General features: G+C 54.8%; 17 protein-coding genes and 1 pseudogene. 6 read left to right on the forward strand and 12 right to left on the reverse strand.

The annotated features are described in order from the left end of the window. Positions 1-143: 143 nt before the first annotated feature. The 7 genes and pseudogenes from WM40_RS24135 to WM40_RS24165 all read right to left on the reverse strand — a co-directional run bounded on the left by WM40_RS24135 (position 144) and on the right by WM40_RS24165 (position 8,090). On the reverse strand, positions 144-803 hold the full coding sequence (locus WM40_RS24135; protein WP_024905514.1) for a LutC/YkgG family protein: 660 nt from the start codon (positions 801-803) through the stop codon (positions 144-146). Further along, positions 793-2,196 carry a lactate utilization protein B gene (locus WM40_RS24140; protein ID WP_024905513.1) on the reverse strand — a complete coding sequence of 468 codons (1,404 nt, stop codon included), beginning with the start codon at positions 2,194-2,196 and terminating at the stop codon, positions 793-795. The genes WM40_RS24135 and WM40_RS24140 overlap by 11 nt, the downstream gene beginning before the upstream one ends. 140 nt (positions 2,197-2,336) lie before the next feature. Continuing rightward, positions 2,337-3,068 (reverse strand): annotated as a pseudogene (locus WM40_RS24145) ((Fe-S)-binding protein); the annotation flags it as partial. A 20-nt stretch (positions 3,069-3,088) separates the two neighbouring features. Then, complete coding sequence (gene aldA, locus WM40_RS24150; RefSeq protein WP_046154230.1) at positions 3,089-4,525, reverse strand: aldehyde dehydrogenase; 1,437 nt, start codon at positions 4,523-4,525, stop codon at positions 3,089-3,091. 26 nt (positions 4,526-4,551) lie between these two features. After that, on the reverse strand, positions 4,552-5,376 hold the full coding sequence (locus WM40_RS24155; RefSeq protein WP_024905510.1) for an HpcH/HpaI aldolase family protein: 825 nt from the start codon (positions 5,374-5,376) through the stop codon (positions 4,552-4,554). A 63-nt stretch (positions 5,377-5,439) separates the two neighbouring features. Next, complete coding sequence (gene rhmD, locus WM40_RS24160) at positions 5,440-6,630, reverse strand: L-rhamnonate dehydratase (RefSeq protein ID WP_036012792.1); 1,191 nt, start codon at positions 6,628-6,630, stop codon at positions 5,440-5,442. Positions 6,631-6,755: 125 nt separating this feature from the next. Next, positions 6,756-8,090 (reverse strand): MFS transporter, encoded by a 1,335-nt coding sequence (locus tag WM40_RS24165; RefSeq protein ID WP_046154231.1) that lies wholly within the window; start codon positions 8,088-8,090, stop codon positions 6,756-6,758. A gap of 143 nt (positions 8,091-8,233) precedes the next feature. Between WM40_RS24165 and WM40_RS24170 the strand changes: the two genes are divergently transcribed. Then, complete coding sequence (locus WM40_RS24170) at positions 8,234-9,217, forward strand: LysR substrate-binding domain-containing protein (protein ID WP_046154229.1); 984 nt, start codon at positions 8,234-8,236, stop codon at positions 9,215-9,217. Between the two features lie 43 nt (positions 9,218-9,260). On the opposite strand, the gene WM40_RS24175 is transcribed toward WM40_RS24170, so the two are convergent. Together WM40_RS24175 and WM40_RS24180 are read right to left on the reverse strand one after the other, a co-directional pair. Next, a complete protein-coding gene (locus tag WM40_RS24175; RefSeq protein WP_162199123.1) occupies positions 9,261-10,436 on the reverse strand; it encodes a nickel/cobalt transporter in 1,176 nt (391 codons plus the stop codon). Between the two features lie 106 nt (positions 10,437-10,542). Further along, complete coding sequence (locus tag WM40_RS24180) at positions 10,543-11,241, reverse strand: DUF1007 family protein (RefSeq protein ID WP_081765172.1); 699 nt, start codon at positions 11,239-11,241, stop codon at positions 10,543-10,545. Between the two features lie 198 nt (positions 11,242-11,439). Between WM40_RS24180 and WM40_RS31775 the strand changes: the two genes are divergently transcribed. The 3 genes from WM40_RS31775 to hpxZ all read left to right on the forward strand — a co-directional run bounded on the left by WM40_RS31775 (position 11,440) and on the right by hpxZ (position 12,747). Further along, positions 11,440-11,931 carry an aldo/keto reductase gene (locus WM40_RS31775; RefSeq protein WP_236693673.1) on the forward strand — a complete coding sequence of 164 codons (492 nt, stop codon included), beginning with the start codon at positions 11,440-11,442 and terminating at the stop codon, positions 11,929-11,931. Further along, the gene (locus tag WM40_RS32365) at positions 11,859-12,287 is read left to right on the forward strand and encodes an aldo/keto reductase (protein ID WP_330218177.1); all 429 of its coding nucleotides are present in this window, start codon (positions 11,859-11,861) and stop codon (positions 12,285-12,287) included. Before WM40_RS31775 ends, WM40_RS32365 begins: the two co-directional genes overlap by 73 nt. Before the next feature lie 85 nt (positions 12,288-12,372). Then, positions 12,373-12,747, forward strand: a complete 375-nt coding sequence (gene hpxZ, locus WM40_RS24190) for an oxalurate catabolism protein HpxZ (RefSeq protein ID WP_024905503.1) — start codon at positions 12,373-12,375, stop codon at positions 12,745-12,747. A gap of 22 nt (positions 12,748-12,769) precedes the next feature. Here hpxZ and WM40_RS32165 read toward each other — a convergent pair whose 3' ends face one another. Further along, the gene (locus WM40_RS32165) at positions 12,770-12,898 is read right to left on the reverse strand and encodes a hypothetical protein (RefSeq protein WP_260843895.1); all 129 of its coding nucleotides are present in this window, start codon (positions 12,896-12,898) and stop codon (positions 12,770-12,772) included. Between the two features lie 93 nt (positions 12,899-12,991). Continuing rightward, positions 12,992-13,984, reverse strand: a complete 993-nt coding sequence (locus WM40_RS24195) for a glycerophosphodiester phosphodiesterase family protein (RefSeq protein ID WP_236693675.1) — start codon at positions 13,982-13,984, stop codon at positions 12,992-12,994. A 254-nt stretch (positions 13,985-14,238) separates the two neighbouring features. On the opposite strand from WM40_RS24195, the gene WM40_RS24200 reads away from it, so the two are divergent. After that, positions 14,239-15,228, forward strand: a complete 990-nt coding sequence (locus WM40_RS24200; protein ID WP_046154234.1) for a 2-hydroxyacid dehydrogenase — start codon at positions 14,239-14,241, stop codon at positions 15,226-15,228. A gap of 73 nt (positions 15,229-15,301) precedes the next feature. Here WM40_RS24200 and WM40_RS24205 read toward each other — a convergent pair whose 3' ends face one another. Beyond that, positions 15,302-16,369, reverse strand: coding sequence for a sulfate ABC transporter substrate-binding protein (locus WM40_RS24205; RefSeq protein WP_081765170.1), 1,068 nt, complete (start codon positions 16,367-16,369; stop codon positions 15,302-15,304). A 522-nt stretch (positions 16,370-16,891) separates the two neighbouring features. Between WM40_RS24205 and WM40_RS31785 the strand changes: the two genes are divergently transcribed. Further along, a partial coding sequence (locus WM40_RS31785; protein ID WP_236693677.1) for a hypothetical protein occupies positions 16,892-17,110 on the forward strand: 219 nt, incomplete at its 3' end.

Below are 17,110 nucleotides of genomic sequence, written 5' to 3' on the forward strand. Positions count from 1 at the left end.
TCAGTTTGGTTGATAATTTGTGTTATGTTAAATTTATGTGATATTTCGTTTTCACGTCGTGTCTATGAAAACGATCATCTGTCTAACAACAAAAGCCATTGCGCATCGAACGTTGCCTAAGACGGCGAAGGCCTCATTTCGACTCAACGTTCGGGAGATGCCGCCCATATCACGGTCAATGATCGTACGCCCTGCGCGCCGCGAATCATCACACCTTCAATATCGGCTGTTGCCGACGGTCCGGTTACTAGCACGCAGTATTTCGCCATTGTGAAGTCTTCGCGCAAATAAGCGTGCTGGACGCCATCTTCCAGGCAGTCGGGATCAAGCAATACGACCAAATGCTGCGCCAGATAACCAATAGCGTTGACGACATATTCCGCCTCGCTCAGCCAGACCGAGCCGGTCTCGCATATGCCAAAACGCGCACGTACGATGCCAACATCCAAGTCTGCGAATTGCGTTGGAGGGATTGTCTTGCCGAGTACCATATTCCCTTCAATCTCTGGAACCGCTGATGCGATACTTGCTTCCTGCCCGAAGCGCTCCGAGAGCCAATGCGTCAATCCTTGTAAGCCGCCGAGCGCGTCCAGTGACAGCGTACCCCCGCCCATTTTGGCAAGCGCATCCTCGAAGCGTTCGTGCTTGTTACGCCCATCCTGCTGTATAGGAAACACCGGGATTGAAGGATAAGGCTGGCTTGCGGGTTGTGCACGCCGCACCCTCTCGAGCATATTGGCACGCGCGACCGCACCCGACGAAACATATGGCAAATCCTTTTCATGGTTTATTTCAGTCGCCATTGCGTTTGCCTCTTGTACGTTGATACCAGTCATGGAACGTCTCCCTTGGTACCTCGGGAAGCTCACGTTGACGGCCCCAAATATTGAGCGGGTTATACAGCATGAAATGCGGCAGTCGTCGCATTGACCCCTGCATGGCCCGCAACGTGCCGCGATAAACTGTTGGACTTGCCAGCATTCTTCCGGCCATCTTTTGCATCTCGGTCTTGATGAACGGCACCTCCCCTTCACGTGAGAGCACCTGCCGCCAACGATAGATCTGTTCGTGAATATTGATCTTGACCGGACATACCGCCGTGCAACTACCGTTCAACGTCGATGCAAACGGCAGCGCACTGTATTTACGTAAATCATGCGCCGGATTGATGATTGCACCAATCGGCCCGGAATACGTGCTGCCATAGGACAATCCGCCGCTGCGCCGATACACCGGGCAGGTATTCATGCAGGCACCGCACCGAATACATTTCAACGACGGCCAAAAGTCCGGCATTGCCAAGCGTTCGCTGCGGCCATTATCAACAAGGATGAAGTGCATTTCGCTGCCGTCCCGTGGACGTTGGAAATGCGACGTGTATTGCGTGATCGGCGAGCCGAGCGCGCTACGCGACAACATGCGAATGAACACGCCAAGATCCGACATGCGCGGGATGATTTTTTCGATACCGATTGACGCGATATGCATCCCCGGCACATTCGCGGACAAATCCGCGTTTCCTTCATTTGTGCAGACGACCACGCTACCCGTCTCCGCGATGGCAAAATTGCAGCCCGTCATGCCCGCCGCATCAGTACGCAAAAACCAGGGGCGGGTGTCGTTACGCTGGCTTTCCGCAAGATAATGAATATCCTCATTATTTGCATCCGTACCAATTTCGCGCGCAAACAGTGCCGCAACATCACCTCGCAGCTTATGCACCGCCGGCACGACCATATGACTTGGATCTTGTCGATCCAGTTGTTGGATGCGTTCGCCAAGATCGGTTTCCATGACATCGATACCGACACTGGTGAGGTGATCTCGCATCGCGCATTCATCAGTCAGCATCGACTTACTCTTGACCAACACACGCAGGCCCCGCTCTTGCATCAATCGGCTGACGATGGCATTGTGCTCGTCAGCATCCGCTGCCCAGTGAACGGTAACGCCGTTCGCTTCAGCGCGATCGGCAAATTGCGCCAAGTAGTCGGCGAGATGCGATAGCGTATGCGCCTTAATATCAGAAGCAAGTTCGCGTAACGTTTCCCATTCTGGCAGACCATGCGCTTGCGCATCACGCTTGCTACGCAGTTCCCAGAGCCGCTTGTCATGAAATACCAGATGTGCCTCTTTTTCAATAAAGCGTTTTGCCGCCGATGCATGATCGACGCGTTGCCCCTTGCGTTTTTTCATCGCTTCTTGCTCCGCACGCCCACACGATTTTCTTCACTGGCTGTGGCACCAATATCCCGATGGTCCGTATTCATCGTAATGCCCAACTCCGGCGTGATCACAGCTTCATCTACTTCAGAAGAGAAATGATCCCCCGCATAGCCGTTTAGTATCTGTGCAATATGCAGAAATCGTATCGATTTTTGTTGACGCTCGGCACAACCTTGCTGATGCATCAAGCAGGACATGTCACCGGAAACGATATACTCCGCGCCAGCCTCAAGATGCCGGGCGACCTTTTCTTGCCCCATACGTACCGATACCGCTTCTTCACCGACGGAAAATGTACCGCCGAAGCCGCAGCATTCGTCCACGCGTTGCGGCTGGGCAAAACGGATATCGGCGACACCTTCTAGTAAAGTACGCGCTTTGGAGAACGCCGGGCCGCCGATCTCGCTGCCACTGGCACTGTTTAGATGACGTTGGGCACTACAACTGATGTGCAAACCAACTCGGTGAGGAAAACGTGCCCAAGGAAATTCCGTAACTTTTAGCACGTCATGCAGAAACTCGGTTAATTCATAAGCGTTCCGCCGAACGCGAATGACGTCATCCTCTTGCGCTATAGCATCCAAATGGGCCCGAACGTGGTGGATACAACTCGCCGAGGGTGCGACGATGTAGTCGTAGTCGCGAAAGTTATCCACGAAAATCCGTTCGGTACCAGCGGCGTCAGTCTGTGCTCCGCTATTTGCCATCGGCTGACCGCAGCAAGTCTGTCGAAGCGGATAGTCGACGTGCATACCTAGGCGCTCCAATAATTCGAGCGTGGCGATGCCGACTTCCGGATAGAACGCATCAATGAAACAAGGGACGAATAAAGCCACTTTCATTGGAATTTTAACAACCGTTTTCAGGTTTGTAGATAAACGACTTGCGTGTGCGTATATTCCAGTACGCCATGCTTGCCATCCGCCCCGCCAATGCCGCTTTTGCGAACGCCGGCGTGAAAGCCTTGCATGGCCTCGAAGTTTTCGCGATTAATATACGTTTCGCCAAAGTCGAGTCCCTGGATGGCGTGCATTGCTTTTGAGATATTTTCAGTGTACACCGATGACGTCAAACCGTAGTCTGAATCATTTGCCAGGATGATGGCATGATCCAGATCATCTACAATCTGAATCGGCAATACCGGGCCAAAGATTTCCTCGCGCATGATCGCCATGTCTTCTCGGCAATCAACGATGACGGTAGGTTCAAAATGAAATCCTTTTCCGAGATCTGCCACCTTGCCACCGAGTAAAATCGTACCGCCCTGCTCCTGGGCAATGACGACCTTATCCCGCACCTTGTCGAGGCCTGCCTGATTGATAAGCGGACCCATTTCAACATGCGGATCCGCGACTGGATCGCCGTAGCGTGTCGCCTTCATTGCCGCAGTGATTTTTTCGATGAAGGCATCGGCGATATTTCGCTCCACATAAACACGTTCGGCACAGTTACAAACCTGCCCGGTGTTGATGATTCTTGAGCCACGGATTGCATTGACGGCAAGATCCAGATTCGCATCGGCGAGTACGATTGCCGGTGCCTTACCGCCCAATTCAAGATTGAGCTTGGTCAAATTTTGGGACGCGGCGGCCATGATTCGCTGACCGGTGCCCACACTCCCGGTAAAGCTGATCATATCGACCCCCACGTGTGCGCTCAACTGCCCGCCGACATCGCCCTTGCCTCCCACTACATTGAATACTCCGGCAGGTAAATCTGTGCGCGCGACAATCTTTGCAAATTCGAAGCAGTTATTCGGCGTTTCCTCGCTAGGCTTGATGACAATCGTATTTCCGGTAATCAGCGCCGGCGCCATTTTCCGGGCAATCAAAAAAAACGGGAAATTCCATGGCAGGATGCCAGCCACTACTCCTAGCGGCTTACGAAACAGAAACATTGTTTCATTGGCGCGGTCGCTGGGAATGATTTCTCCTTCGATTCGTCGCGCCCACTCCGCCATGTAGTCGAGGTAGTCTGCCGTGAAGTTCACTTCCACTTCTGCGAGACTGCGAATTTTTCCTTGCTCATGGACGATGACATCAGCAAGCCGGTAGACATCTTTCCTCAAAGCTACCGCTATACGCCGCAAGTAACCCGCCCGTTCGATCGCGGTTTTCTTGGCCCATCCGCGTTGCGCCTTACGGGCTGCGCTGATGGCCCGGTCGATCTGGTCAGCGCTGGCCGTCGGTGCGTACGAGAGCAATGCACCCGTGGCGGGGTTCATGACATCGAAGCACGTTGGCGATTCGACAAATTCTCCATCAATAAAGTGCTGATAGCTTGTAATTGATTTAGACATGCTTGTCTCCTGATGAACATCGGTCTTCAATAGGTTCCCGCATTCGTGCCAGGGGGCGTGTCAGCGCCATTGCCGGTTTTTCTTGGTTTTTTGTACCGAGATAGCGTTTGCGTCAGCCCCTGCCTTAATTGCGGGATGTCGATGGCAACGGCGATGAAGCTGGCTCCCCATTCTTGATATCGGATGGCGTCGTCATAAACCGGCGCGAGAATTCCCGCCCCCTTTCCGGCGCGACGCGCCATGTCAATGATGCGTTTGATCGCGATCTGGACATCGGCATGATTTGCATTGCCAGGATGGCCGAGCGCCGCGGACAAATCCGCGGGCCCGACGAACAAACCGTGCACGCCTTCCGTGAGTGCAATGGCTTCCACGTGTTCTAGTCCACCACGTGATTCAATCTGCACGATCAGGCATAACGAGTCGTCAGCGCGTGCCAGGTAATCTGGAATGCCATCCCAACGCGTCGCGCGTGTCAGTCCACCACCGATCCCCCGGAATCCATGAGGTGGATAGCGCATAGCCCTGACTAGTGCATACGCTTGTTCCGCTGTTTCTACCATTGGCACCATCAATGTCTTCACACCGATATCAAGTAGCTGTTTGATCAGTGCTGGGTCATGATTCACCGTCCGCACGATCGGGTGCGTTGAATAGGGTGCAACTGCCTGCAACTGAGATAGAACGGTTTGTATCGAATTCGGCGCGTGCTCACCATCAATCAGCATCCAGTCGTACCCGCATTGCGCTATGATCTCGGTTGCGTAATTGCTCGCAAAACTGTTCCATGTGCCATATTGCGGCACGTGTGCAGCGAGTGCCTGTTTAAAGTTATTCAGCAACAGATCCATCGATTTTCTCCTCCACGCCCCAGTTGACGGGCGAGTGCTCTATAAGGCGCTTGGTTGAAATTCTCAATGATCGTACGGGCGATGCAATGTGCAGTCGGGATTCAAGCGAACGCCAAATCCAGGTTTGTCGAGCATCGATAAGCGCATTCGGCCGTTTTGCGGAACGGGCTCGTCTAGCAGTTGCGGGTGAAACATGGGAACGACCTTATCGGCCTTCGGCGCCATCATCAGAAACTCGGCGAATGGACTGTTATGCCGAGTGATGACAAAGTGATAGCTATACACGGACGAACCGTGCGGTACAACCATCGCACCATATGCATCGGCCAGAGCCGATATCTTTATTAATTCCGTGACGCCACCGCACCAACCGACATCGGGCTGAATTACATCGCAGCACCCCATCTCCAGCAGCATCCGAAACCCCCAGCGCGTGGCTTCGTGTTCACCTGTGTTTACTAGCATGCCGGGAGGCACTTGCTTGCGCAACGCGGCATATCCCCAATAGTCGTCAGGTGGCAGTGCTTCCTCAATCCATTTCAGACCGTGGTGTTGCGCTTGCTGTGCAAGACGCGTTGCATAATCCAGATCGAGTGACATCCAGCAATCCCACATCAACCAGAAATCAGGGCCGACCCGCTCGCGCATATCGGCCAGTTCCGCGAGGTTCTTTCTCAACCCCTCGTCACCTTCTGCAGGCGCGTGGTGCAGTGGCATCTTACCGCCGATAAATCCCATCTCTTTCGCCAGATCGGGTCGAGCACCAGTCGCATAGAACTGAAGTTCGTCACGTACCGCCCCGCCTAGCAGTTGATGTACGGGTTCACCGCGAATCTTGCCAAGTAGATCCCATAGTGCCAAGTCCACGCCAGAAATTGCGTTGACGACCAGGCCCTTTCGGCCGTAATAAACGGAACCGAAGAACATCTGGTCCCAGATCTTTTCAATATCGGTGACTTTTGCACCTTCCACGAAACGCGAGAGATGCTTTTCGACGATATAAGCTGCGGGTTCGCCTCCAGTGGTTACCGCAAAGCCAACGGTGCCATCACTCGCCTCTATTTCAACAACCAACGTCCCCAATACGTTGATGCCGAAGCTTTTTCGACTCTGCCGGTATTCTGGATAACGACTCATCGGTGTGGCGATATGATCGTCTATCCAATGATCATCACCCTGGTCGTGATAGTCGGCACCGCCACCACGGAGTGTAAAAGCGCGGATATGTTTGATGGTCGGAATTGAGGCAATCATCGGTAGCTCCGTGAAACGATAAGAACAAAGCAAATACGTCTGGTAAATACAATTTGTAACTCGACATGAGGGCCGTTCTTGAACGTCATTGCGTATCGCGCGAATTCGTCGTCCGGATTCTTCGATCAGTGTTGTGTACGCAATGGCGGAGAAATTGGTACGGCGATCTGGGGTTTGCGAATATTGATCAGCGCGATCATGACCCCTGCCAATACCGTTGTGACTGCCAGCGTGTAAAGGCCTGCAGCCGGTGAACGAAAAGCCACTTCAGCGGCGTGCTTCAAGTTCGGTGCAATAAATCCCCCTATCGCACCGAACGAATTGATCAGGCCGAAACTGGCCGCGGCAGCGGCGCCGCTAACAAATGATGCGGGAAAGGTCCAGAAAACCGGTTGCACTGAAATAAAACCGGCCGCCGCTAGACACAATGCAATAAGGGCGATCACCGGCTGGCCAATGGCGACGGATGCCGCGATGCCGGCCGCACTGATGAATAACGTGACGGCGGCTACAGAACGATGATTTTGATGCCGATCTGCGAAAGGCGGTACCAGATAGGCCGCCAATGCAGAGCAGACCCACGGAATGGCCGCGACCAGACCCACGGTGAATCCGATCTTTCGCCCCATCAGTCCGGCGACCTGGCTCGGCAAATAGAACACGACGCCGTACACACTGGCTTGTATCAGAAGATAGATGATGCACAAGTACAGCACGCGCCTGTTCAATAATGCTTGTACGACCGTTCCTGGACTATGCCCGCGCTTCGCTTGCTCTTCGTTTTCCAGCGCGGCGATCAAGGCTGAACGTTGGGCGGCACTGAGCCAGCGAGCATCACTCGGGTGGTCCACCAGATAAAAAAGCGCGGCAACGCCGACGGCGGTGGCAAGCAGTCCCTCCACAAGGAACATCCATTGCCACCCTACCAAGCCGCCATGGCCGTGTAGCTCAAGCAACATGCCGGATAGCGGGCTGCCGAATATAAAGGCAATGGGCGCTCCGAAATAAAACAATCCGAGCGCTTTGCCACGCGATTGCTGCGGGAACCAATAGGTTAGATACAGGATCACACCGGGAAAGAAGCCCGCTTCGGCGATGCCCAGCAAGAAGCGCAACACGTAAAACGAGGTTTCGCCTTTCACAAATGCCATGGCGGCGGAGATCAGGCCCCAGGTGACCATGATCCGGCACATCCAGATGCGTGCCCCCACCTTTTGCATGATCAGGTTACTGGGCACTTCCACCAGTGCGTAACCGATAAAAAAGACCCCTGCACCGAATGCGTATGCCGCGTCCGAAATACCAACGTCTGCCTGGAATTGTGCTTTTGCAAAACCAATATTCGCACGGTCAAGAAATGCCATGACATACATCAGCAGCAGGAAAGGCAGCAGCCGTCGGGTTGCTTGTCTGATGGCGCTGTGCAAATCGGGGTCACCTGCTACTGCTCGCTGGTTCATGGTGGTCTCCGCTCGATTGTTGATTAGGTAAGCCAAATAGGTCGTTTTCTCGAGTAGCTGCACTTTACCTAGTTGCTGCAATTACACGCTAATCACAAAAGTACTAAAACTGATACGATTTGCTGATCGATAAAGGACCCGACATGAACGCTTCGGTCTCGCAGATTTTGTTGAATCGACTTAGATTCAAGCACTTGCAGATGCTCGTCGCCCTCGGGGTAACGAACAACCTGCATCGCACCGCTGAAGCCTTGCATGTGTCTCAGCCAGGGATAACCCGAATGCTGCAAGAAGTGGAGGAGATGCTTGGCTGCGCGCTGTTCGAACGTCGGTCGCGTGGTATGGCACCAAATGAATTGGGCGAACAGGTTTTGCGTTTTGCAAGGAACACGTTGGCAACGGTCGAACGATTCGCCAGTGACTTCACGGAGTTTCGCGAAGGCGGATATGGTCACCTCGCCGTGGGCGCTGTGATGGGGGCTGCTCCTGATCTGGTTGTAAATGCGTTGGTCGAGATCAAGACGTTTCACCCGCGGTTGCGTATTCGCATCATGGGGGATACAACGGACCAGTTAATCGATCTCCTAGAGCGAGGCCAGATCGATGTGGCCATCGCGCGCGATGTCACGGCGGATCGACACGACAGCTTTAGTTTCGAGGCGATTGGGAACGAGCAATTGTGCCTTGCCGTGCGCCGTGGCCACACGCTATTACAAACCCGGCAGAATGAAAGATCGCTAAAAGGGTTGTGTGGCAAGTGGCCATGGTTGCTGCAGTCGGCAACGACACCCACAAGAATCGCCTTCGATCTCGCGTTGGCCAAATCGCATATCGCGTTTCCAAAAGACATTGTCGAATGCAGCTCGGTTTTCGCGATGTTACAGATGGTGCAATTGACCGATGCGATTATGTTGCTATCGGAAACGGTGGTGCGGGATCATGTGAAGTCTGGCGTATTAGGACTACTATCGGTGGAAACGGGGGCGACGCTTCCGCCTTTCGGGGTCGTCTTACGAAGAAATGAAACGCCCAGTCCGCAGTTGCGAACTTTCCTCAGGCTGTTACGTGAGATGGCCGGGGTAGCAGAGGCAAGCCATGCAGGCATGGCGCAAGTGGATCGTGCGTGACGGTGCTGTCGCGCAAGGTTTTTGTGACGCAACCCATCGTAAATCAGGTTACGGACGGAATTGCATACCCGGAGACGAGTAAAAATAACTGCACGGCTCCGTAAAGCGTAATAAATAGCGCGCCGCTGACGGCAACGATGCGTTGAGCGCGATTCCATTGCAAACGGTATCTCAGATGCCGTGTCACGAGAATGCGGTTGATACTGACGCTGCCAGCGGCAACGGCCGAGACGGTGACTGCGACGCCAGCGGACATGGCAACGGTTGCAGCAACGCCTACTTTCGGAACACCCGTCGCAATCGTTGCGATCAGCACGAAGATGGCACCGACGCAAGGCCTGATACCTGCCGCGAGCCCCAATGCACCGATATGGGATACCTTTGGAAACGTATTCGCCCACACCTGCCACGAAACATTGGCAGGCAAAGCCAAGTTGCGCGAGCGGGTTTGCACTGCCATGCCAAGGTAGCGCGCACTCGTGATGGCATTGTTTGTAGGGCGATCGTCGGCGACGCGGGGGAAGTGCACCGGCAACCGCGTCGTGCAGCAGCCGCGCCGTGTCAGCGTAGTCCATAAGGTCCATGCGCCCGACAGCATTAGCAATCCGTAGCCGACCGTTTCCAACGCCGCTGCCCGCGAGAGCACTTGCATCATACCGTGCGCGGAGAATGCAACGGTGCCGAAAACGATACCAATCGCGGACAATGCCTGCACGGTAGCGGTCCATGTACTTAATAGCAGCGCGTGCTTCAACCGGGCCTGGCGAGAGCCAATATATGCACCAACCATGAACTTGCCGTGCCCTGGTCCGAGCGCATGCAAAATCCCATAGCCAAACGACATCAGTACCAACGTCCACCAGAGCGCGGGCGATGCACCGGTTCGTAAGCGTGCCGCGGCCGATTCGATTTCCGCGTTCAAGCGCCCTTGCCAGACGATACTGAATGCCACGGCGCGTCGGATAGGTTCAGGCAATGTCATCGGGGGACTCGGCGTTACCGAGACGAATGCCGAACGCATATCTCCTTTGCTGTTATCGAATTTACGCGCTGGCGTAATGGCACCGACGGAACCTCGCTTATCCCGGTCGGACGCATCTGATGCGGCAGAAGCCGACAAGGCATCCTCGTTTGGATGTGTCGCGTCTTTCGACGTTTCAACCGGGAGACCGAACACATCAATCGCTGGCGCCGCGAAAACATCGTCGGTGCAAGTCAAGGCAACCGTCGTGAGTAACAAAATACGAAGGTCAGCGTTCGTCGGCGTACTACACATCCGATAGACGGGGTGCCGTTTAGCAAGTTCGCGCGTATGCTGGGGTTCACTACGCACACGATAGAGTCACCGCTTTTGGAATAACAAGGCCTGTAAAAATCGGATGCGCGGTATCTGCGAATGACTTGACCGTGCATCCGGCTTTCTCGCTGCCGCCGACGACTTTACCACTTGCATCACGCAATCGTATGGCTTTGTCAGGCGCGTTGCCCTCGGCTTCATAATCGACAAAGAACGATGGGTCCCAGATGCCCAGCGTCACGGTATGACCTGTGACCATGACCGGACTCGGCAAGCGGAGTGTGAAACGATAAACGACATCGCCACCCTCTATAGCAACGCGAAAATCGATCGGACCGTCCAGGCGCTGAGGGACTCCGTTGACATAGAGATGCGTGTAATACCCTACGCGCCCCAGAGAATCGAACGCTTGTTCCTTGAAAACCGCTGTTTGCGCAGCGGTTGCCGGACCGTCCTTAGGTTGGGCGTCCAACCCGATGATCTGTACCGGAAAGCCATTTGTAAACCGCCATGTCTCTGCAATGGATGCAACCGCCCGGTCTTGCATCTGGATATCCGCTGCATAGCTGACCCAGACGTGTGGATGGGCAATGGCATTGCCTGCGACACACGCCATGGCTAGGCCGATGCCGCCTAGCCAAGACAGGCGCGCATTTCGCCGTCCCGAGAAGGGACCGAAAAGCCTTGTCGAACCGCGTGTCTTAAAATGACGTACCGATTGTTGCATCACACAGAATTTTATTTCTATCGCATCATCCAGGATATTAACCGCGTTATGCACTCGAAGTGGGGAAAATCCGAAAAGTGCGTTGCATTACACAGAAAGCACCCACGGAAGCACGGTAACCCAGGCGACGATCAAGCACGGCATTTTTGATATTTCAGGCTATGATCCTCCCACTCACTTCACTGAGGACCCGTGTCCATGACCCATGCCTCGCATAACGTTACTTTCCCTAATGGCCAGTCAGTCGCGCCAATCGGCATGGGCAGTTGGCGTCTCGGGCAAGATCGGCGACCAGCAAAAGAGGAGGAATCTGCCTTACAGCTTGGGATCGACCTCGGAATGCAAGTGATCGACACGGCTGAAATGTATGGTGACGGTCGTTCCGAAATCTTGATAGGTCGCGCCATCAAAGGGCGCCGCGAAGACGTGTTCCTGGTATCGAAGGTCTATCCGTGGAATGCCACGAAACAGAAAATGACGGCGGCGTGCGACTCGTCGCTGGAACGGTTGAATACGGAGTCGATCGATCTTTACCTATTGCATTGGCAGACCGGTACACCACTGGCAGAAGTTGTCGTAGCGTTCGATGGATTACAGCGGCAAGGCAAGATTCGCGCATGGGGCGTCTCGAATTTCGACGCCGACGCCATGAAAAACTACAGGGGGTGCGGGACGGTGCTGCCTGCCTGACCGATCAGGTTCTTTACAACGCCGGAAGTCGCGGTATTGAATTTGACTTATTGAAATGGTGTACGCGGCAGGCAATGCCTGTCATGGCATACGCGCCATTGGGGAGCGGCGGTGACTTATTGCATCATCCCATGTTGGCTGAAATCTCACGGAAGTACGGTGTCACACCTGCCACAATTGCTCTCGCCTGGTCGATTCGCAATCGCAACATCATAGCGATCCCTGAATCCGGCAATGCGGTGCATATCCGGGAGAATGCGGCTGCGTTGACATTGCAACTCGATGAAGAAGACGTGGCAGCGATCGATGTGGCCTTTCCCCCGCCATCGCATAAGACCGCACTGGATATCCTTTAAAAACCAACCCGGTCGGTTAGCAAGATCCATGGTCGTCACGGATGCGACACCCGGGTGACTTTCACAAAAAGGAAATTTGCCGATGATGGACATCAATCTGCCGGATGTGGTCGCCGAAGTCAGTGCTATGTGCGAGCAATACGAAACAGCGCTCGTCGCGAACGACGTGTCGGTGCTCGACAGGCTTTTCTGGAATTCTTCGATGACGATTCGGTATGGCGCCACTGAGAACTTATATGGCTATAACGCCATACAGGCGTTTCGTGCCGCTCGGCCGAGCAACGGGCTCGACCGAACAGTCTTACGGCACGAGATCACGACCTTCGGCAGAGACTATGCAACGAGCTGCCTGGAATTTGCTCGACAAGGCGTGGTCGGCGTCGGACGCCAGACGCAAACCTGGGTCCGTACTGAAGCAGGATGGCGTGTGGTCGCCGCACACGTCAGCCAGATGCGTTAACTGATTCGAGCCGATCCGTACATCACAATGCGCGCTGCACCGTTCGGGCAGAGCCCGAGATGTCTTCGCCCACACCGGCGATTGTGTTGCAACCGCTCAAGGACAACAATGCGCCGCTCATTAGCAACAGCGCGATCAAACGCTTGGTCATACCCACCCTTCCCCTTATATCCCATGCTAGACCGTGCCCGGCGCCCGGCCTGCGCTACTGTACCGGAAAAAAAGCCGTTGGGGGCCGTGTTGCTTATTTCCGTGATGGATCAGGGTCGGCCAAGGCGGTTCGCAGTGCCCCTGGGGAATCGGTCATGACGGCATCCAGACCGAGCGCGCGCGCCTGCGCATAATTGTCGGCGCTTTCTACGCCGAACACCATCAGATGAACTCGGCCCTGTGACCTGAAGCATTGCACCGCGGCAGGTGTCCACCAATGGGCGTCCACTTTTGTCACGCCCTCACCAAGGGTATATCGTTCTATGACCTCCACGTTGCGGTGAAGTTCAATGCCGGACCACGTCCCAGCCGGCGGTGCGTCACATTGGCCATTCAGGGCCAGCCGTACAAGACGTGCGCGGGTATCATCCCGTGCCTCGAACAACTGTGCCTGCGGATAGCGCCGCATCGCGCGGGTTGCGTCAGCATCGGTTGAATACAGTCGGACCCGCTGCCATGCATGATCTTGTTCGAGCACCGCTGCCACGGCATCGACTAATGGCTGTACGGGTGTCTGTTTCATATCCAACATGATCGGCACATCCGCTGGCACCTTGGCCAATGCCTCGTGCAATGTCGGAATGCGGACCGGATGAGCCCGATAGGGATAACCGACACCATCCGACCGTCCCTTGAAGCGATATCCGGCATTCAACCGCGCGATTTGCCCGTACGGGACGTCGGCTATCGGGCCGCTCCCTTCTGTCAGTGCTGAAAGGTCTGCCGGCCGATACATGACGGGTACGCCGTCTCGAGTCACTTGAACCGTCATCCAGAGCGCGTCGGCCCCATTCTCCAAGGCACTGCGAAAGGCCTCTACCGTGTTTTCCGGCATCTCGCCTGTGCCGCCGCGATGGGCAACGATCAGCGGGTGCGCAGGCGTCGAACCGCTCGACAATATGCCAGACCTGACGCCGTAGGGCGTTACGGAATGATCGATACCACAAGCCGCAATGCCAACGGATGCCGATGCCAACATCACGATGCGCAGAAAGAAAGAAAATTGACGAAGCACAGCAATACGCATGGCGTGATCCAAGAAAAAAGGAAGGTCGATCAACTCGATCTTGGTAAGCACACTATGACGAAATAATGACATTTCTATTACAACAATCATCGGTAAGCAAGTCAGTCGGGTTGGTGCGGTATGCGCCAAATCTCGGAGTGTGCGCGACGAATCTTCGTGCATTTCCTGCAACACGGTTGCCATGCTCTGGTGGGGTTTTGCAAAACTCACGTTTATTGCTAGGATCGGACGTCCCTTTTGGCTGGATCTACCTGATGTCGTCATCCGCACCTGCTTCTGTAACTTCGCCGCCACTGCCGTTCTTGTGCAGCCCGCATTACCCTTTTGCAATGGCGTGGATCGCAGCGTTGCAGGCAGTGATGCCGAACGAGCGCATCGTGCCGTTCGCGGCATTGACTGATTTCGAAAAAGCGACATGCTCAGTGGCGATCGTAGCGAATCCAGATCCGGACGAGGTGCGCGCGTTGAGCGGGTTGCAATGGGTGCATAGCGTCTGGGCGGGTGTGGAACGCTTGGTCGCCGAACTCGACGCTGAACCCGGCGGGACAGGTGCGTCTATACAGATCGTACGGCTGATCGATCCGGCACTCGCCGAAACGATGGCTGAAGCAGTCCTCGCCTGGACGCTTTATCTGCACCGTGACATGCCCCGTTATGCGTTGCAACAGCGTGCATCACAGTGGCGGGAACACGACTATATACGCCCTGCGGCGAAAATGGTCGGTTTGCTCGGGCTTGGCGCGTTGGGCGAAGTGGCAGCGCGGCGGCTGCATGCGTCGGGGTTTCAGGTTAGCGGATGGAGTCGGCGGCGCAGGTCGATCGCTGGCGTGCGGTGTTTCGCCGGTGACAGCGAATTGCCGACAATGCTGGCACAGACCGATATCGTGGTCTGCCTGTTACCGTTGACGCCAGACACCCGGCATGTTGTCAATAGCGCTGCCCTGGCGGCAATGAAGCCGGGCGCGGGACTCATCAACTTTGCGCGCGGACCGATCGTGGACGACGCTGCTTTGCATGCCGCGCTTGATACCGGTCGGATCGGACATGCAGTGCTGGACGTATTCGCACAGGAGCCGTTACCGCCTGAAAGTTGGCATTGGCAGCACCCTAGGGTAACGGTCCTCCCTCATATTTCCGCGCCTACCGATCGTGTGAGTGCATCGGCGATCGTGGCCAAGAACATTGCCTTGTTTCGTGCTAATGGCACCATACCGCCGGTAGTAAATCGACAGCAAGGGTATTAAAAAGCGTCTACTCGTCAAGCTCTGCGACATGCCTTGGAGAATGATGCCGAATAGCAGACATCGATTGTCAGTGTCAATGTTTAGCGGCCATGATCGCCTTGTCGAACGTCCCACCATCCTTGAAATGAACGTCTTGCGCTTTATCCCAACTGCCAAATACCTGATCAATCGTAAAAGTCTTGATCGGATGGAAGGTGGACGCATATTCCTTCAGCACTTTCAGGTCACGGGGACGCAGATGATGCTTGGCGATAATTGTCTGCCCTTCCGGGGACCACAGGAAATGTAGAAACGCCGTGGCTTCCCGCCGCGTCTTGTGCCGATCAACGTTCTTGTCAACAACGGCCACCGGCGGTTCCGCCAACAGGCTTTCACTCGGATAGACAGTCTCAAATTTATCTGGCCCGAACTCTTGTTGAATCAGTGCAACCTCATTTTCAAAGGTCACTAACACGTCCCCAAGGTTTCGCTGTGCAAAACTCGTTGTCGCCCCGCGGCCACCGGTATCGAGCACCGGTACGTTATGCAGGATAGCCTGTACGAATTGCTGCGCTTGAGCATCGGACCCACCATGCTGGACCCTCCATCCCCAGGCGGCCAGATAACTATAACGGCCATTACCCGACGTCTTCGGATTCGGCAAGATGACTTGCACGCCTGGTTTCGCGAGATCGTCCCAGTCCTTGATCTGTTTTGGATTACCCTTGCGGACCAGGAAGATCATTGTCGTCGTATAAGGACTCGCGTTGTTCGGGAACGCCTTGCGCCAGTTCTTGTCAACAAGGCCGCCCTTCTGCACCAAGACGTCAATATCGCTTGACTGATTCATTGTTACAACATCTGCTTGCAAGCCTTGCAGCACCGACAATGCCTGTGGGCTGGACCCGCCATGCGACTGCTTGACAGTCACGGTTTCTCCCGTCGTTTTTTGCCAGTAAGCGGTGAACGCCGGATCGATCTCTTGATACAGCTCGCGTGTCACGTCGTAGGACACATTGAGCAAGTTGGTTTCCGCACGAGCCGTACCGGTTACGCCGATCAAGGCAAGTGTGATTGAGAAAGTGGCGCTATAGAATCGCCGTTGTCCAGTCTCCGTTATGCGCCTTACAGCCCACGCTATCGATACCTTCCTGTCGCGCATGCAAAATCTCCATGAGATGCGTTGAACCAGGGAAGATCGCGTGCTCAGGACGAGCAGCGAGTAGCCTCCCAAGGCGGATCGTGGCTGGCATGCCACTTTCAGTCTGCTTTCGACGGATGTCGATTGTCTGAAGGTTTGAACGCCACGTCAACTGTCATCGGTTCGGTGTGGTGAGTCTCCTGCCCATTCCCTATCTTGTCGTTCCACTAGTGACCTGAATGCTTGTTTGGGCTTTGATCTCTGTGTTTTAAAGTGTCATTTCTAGATGAATGCCTGTTAGTTGCAAATAAAGATGTATGCGACTGATGCCCGCTGAATTGATCGATAGCCCGAATGGACGCCGGCATCATGGGGCCTATTAGGGCAAAAATAAGCCATGTCACCACTGTCATTTTCGATCGCGCATGGAATACTGTTTGCCCTCGCACGGTGGCGAGGCCCCGGGACCGATGCGACAGACGATTTCACGTTGTCATTCTTTCGGGACATTAATTCGATGTACTATTTATATTTTTGCGATTGATGCGCTCCACCGCTATTGCCTGTTTCGTCGGGTGGATCATCAACGCTTTCCCTGTAGGCGACGCGCATGCCGATAACATGCTTCGAGCACGACCTGTGTCGGAGCGCGCGTCGTCCAAATCAGCAAGCGCGCCGGGAAAGAACCAGCCGGACTACTCGGTACGCAGCATTACCAATGCCAATCGTAGAAGCGATCGAATCCCCGGCGCATCCGTCTTG

It is taken from the genome of Robbsia andropogonis (genome assembly GCF_000970345.1).
Classification (GTDB): Bacteria; Pseudomonadota; Gammaproteobacteria; order Burkholderiales; family Burkholderiaceae; genus Robbsia; species Robbsia andropogonis.